Here is a 3,086-nt window from a genome sequence, read left to right as displayed (position 1 = left end):
GGGGATTCGTAGAAGATCATCGTCCGGGTCTCGCCGGACAGCGCGTGCAGCGCCTTGCGGCGGCGCTCCTTTCGGTTGGGGAGGAACCCCTCGAACACGAAGTGGTCGGTGGGCAGGCGCGAGATCACGAGAGCGGCCACGAGGGCGGAAGGTCTCGGGATCACCTCGATCGGGATCCCGGCGGAGACGGCGTCTCGGACCAGCTCGTACCCCGGGTCCGAGATGCCCGGCGTGCCGGCGTCGGACACCAGCGCGACGCTCTCCCCCTCCCTGAGGAGGCGGAGGATCGCCGCGCCGGCGCGCGCCTTGTTGTAGTCGTGGAACACCGTCATCGGCGTGCGGATCTCGTACCGGTTGAGGAGCTTCACCGTCCGGCGCGTGTCCTCGCACGCGATGAGCGGCACCGCGCGCAGGATCCGCACCGCCCGGAACGTGATGTCCTCGAGGTTCCCCAGCGGCGTCGCGACGACGTACAAGGTTCCGATCCCCACGGCACCTCCCTTCAACCCCCGGATTCCCTGCAACGATCGGGAAACGGGATGACCGCCATTATATCGGAACCATCATCGCGGTCATCACAGGGGAAGCTGTGATGGTCAGCTTCGACAAGAGACCGTCGCACCGAGAACGACGGCGCGCCGCGTCGGCAAGGCGCACGACCGAAGCGTACTTGAGAGTACGGTGAGGGAGTGGAACGCAGCCGAAGCGGATGCGACGGCGTTCGAATGCAGGTATCTTGGCGAAGGTGGCCATCACAGCTTCCTGTTGTCGACCACGCGGATCGCCTTCCCGCTGTCCGACCGGGCGAGCGACATCCCCTCGACCCGCTTCACGTCGACCGCGATGCCGAGCTCGTGCGCCAGCCGCTTCCGGATCGCCTCCTCCGGCGCGATTCCGCGGCGTTCCGCTCCCGCCGGCACCGCGCCGGCGGCCTCCACCAGCACCGTGACCTCGTCGAGCGCCCCCTTCCGTTCGATCACGACCTGGTACTGCGACCCGGCCCCTTCCGTCTCGAAGATCAGCGCCTCGATCTGCGAGGGGAAGACGTTCACCCCGCGGATGATCAGCATGTCGTCCGTGCGTCCCGCCACCCGGCTCATCCGGATCCCGGTCCGTCCGCACGGGCACGGCCCCGGGACGAGACGGGTCAGGTCCCGCGTCCGGTACCGGATCATCGGGAACGCCTCCTTGGTGAGCGTCGTGATCACGAGCTCCCCCTTCTTCCCCGCGGGGACCGGCTCGAGCGTTTCCGGGTCGATCACCTCGACCAGGAAATGGTCCTCCTGGATGTGCAGCCCCTTCCGCTCGGTGCACTCTCCCGAGACCCCGGGGCCCATCACCTCGGACAGGCCGTAGTTGTCGGTCGCGACGATCCCCAGCGCGTCCTGGATCTCCCGGCGCATCGCCTCCGACCACGGCTCGGCCCCGAAAAGTCCGTACTTGAGCGACAGGGCCGACACGGGGATCCCCATCTCCCGGATCCGGTTGGCGACGAGCATCGCGTAGGAGGGGGTGCAGACGAGGGCCGTCGTCTTGAAATCCCTCATGATCTGGATCTGGCGCGCGGTGTTCCCGCTGGAGGCCGGGATGACGGAGGCGCCGATCCGCTCGGCGCCGTAGTGCAGGCCGAATCCCCCGGTGAACAGCCCGTACCCGAAGCAGATCTGCACCACGTCGTCCTTGGTCACCCCGCCGGAGATGAGGACGCGGGCCACCAGGTTGCTCCACGTCTTGATGTCGTTGCGGGTGTACCCGACCACGGCCGACGTCCCCGTGGTCCCCGAGGAGGCGTGGATGCGGACGACCTCCCGCAGCGGGACCGCGAACAGCCCGTACGGGTAGTTCGCCCGCACGTCGTCCTTCGTCGTGAACGGCAGACGGGAGATGTCGGAGAGCGACCCGATGTCCTCGGGGGAGATCCCCATCGCGTCGAACTTCTTCCGGTAGAACGGGACGTGGGCGTAGACGCGGTTCAGCGTCGACTGGAGCCGCTCGATCCGGAGCTGATCGAGCTCCTCGCGGTCCATGCACTCCTTGTCGGGTTCCCAGTACATTTTCCCCTCCGATCCGTCACATCTCGCCTTCGGCGTCCAGGTCCCGGCCGAGGTAGGCCCGCTGCACCTCGCGGTTCGAGAGCATATCCTCCGCCGAACCCTCCATGATGATTCTACCGGTTTCGAGGACGTATCCGCGATCCGCGATGGCCAGCGCCGCCTTCGCGTTCTGTTCCACCAGCAGCACCGTGCTCCCCTCGTCGCGAAGCCGCGTGACGATCGCGAAGATGTCCCGGATCACGAGCGGGGCGAGCCCCATCGACGGCTCGTCCATCATCACGAGCTTCGGGCGTGCCATGAGCGCCCGCGCGATGGCGAGCATCTGCTGCTCCCCGCCCGACAGCGTCCCGGCGAGCAGGCGCTCGCGCTCCTTGAGGCGGGGGAAGATCGAGTTCACCCGTTCCAGGTCGTCCCGGATCTCCCGGGGCCGCTTCCGCCGGAACTGCGGGTAGGCGCCCAGGAGGAGGTTCTCCCGGACGGTCATCGGCCCGAAGACCTGCCGCCCCTCGGGCACGAGGGAGCAGCCCCGGAAGACGATCTCCTCCGGCGGGAGGTTCGCGATCTCCGCCGCGTCGAACTGGATCTCGCCGGACCGGGCCCCGATCAGCCCCGACACCGTCCGGAGGAGGCTGGACTTTCCCGCCCCGTTCGCCCCGATGATGGTGACGATCTCGCCGGCGCGGATGTGCATCGTCACTTTCTTGAGCACCTTCAGCCGGCCGTACCCCGACTCGAGGTTCTTGATCCTCAGCACTTGTCGTCCCCGAGGTACACCCGGATCACTTCCGCGTTCTTCTGGATCCCGAGCGGCTTGTCCTCGGCGATCTTCTGCCCGTAGCTCAAGACCACGATCTCGTCGGAGATCCGCATGACCAGCGCCATGTCGTGCTCCACGAGCAGGACCGTCACCCCCCGGTCGCGGATCTTCGCGATCAGGTCCCCCATCTCCTTCGTTTCCCGCATGTTGAGCCCGGCGGCGGGCTCGTCGAGGAGCAGCAGGCGCGGCTCGCAGGCGAGCGCCCTTCCGATCTC

Annotated in this window: 4 protein-coding genes; all 4 read right to left on the bottom strand. The window is 67.6% G+C overall.

The window, feature by feature from the left end:
• The coding region (gene rsmI, locus HZB86_02270) for a 16S rRNA (cytidine(1402)-2'-O)-methyltransferase (GenBank protein MBI5904367.1) at positions 1-485 on the bottom strand (485 nt) is incomplete at its 3' end.
• Positions 486-752: 267 nt separating this feature from the next.
• Positions 753-2,054, bottom strand: a complete 1,302-nt coding sequence (locus HZB86_02265; GenBank protein ID MBI5904366.1) for a phenylacetate--CoA ligase — start codon at positions 2,052-2,054, stop codon at positions 753-755.
• Between the two features lie 16 nt (positions 2,055-2,070).
• The gene (locus HZB86_02260; protein ID MBI5904365.1) at positions 2,071-2,808 is read right to left on the bottom strand and encodes an ABC transporter ATP-binding protein; all 738 of its coding nucleotides are present in this window, start codon (positions 2,806-2,808) and stop codon (positions 2,071-2,073) included.
• Positions 2,802-3,086, bottom strand: a 285-nt coding sequence (locus tag HZB86_02255) for an ABC transporter ATP-binding protein (GenBank protein ID MBI5904364.1), incomplete at its 5' end; no start/stop codon positions are given. The genes HZB86_02255 and HZB86_02260, both read right to left, overlap by 7 nt.

The sequence above is a fragment of the Deltaproteobacteria bacterium genome (assembly GCA_016234845.1).
Taxonomy (GTDB): Bacteria; Desulfobacterota; Deferrimicrobia; order Deferrimicrobiales; family Deferrimicrobiaceae; genus JACRNP01.
This window is presented reverse-complemented; position numbering and strand designations above follow the sequence as displayed.

Coding starts and splice junctions, on each gene's coding strand:
- HZB86_02265 (MBI5904366.1), bottom strand. CDS start 2,054: ATGTACTGGGAACCCGACAAGGAGTGCATGGACCGCGAGGAGCTCGAT.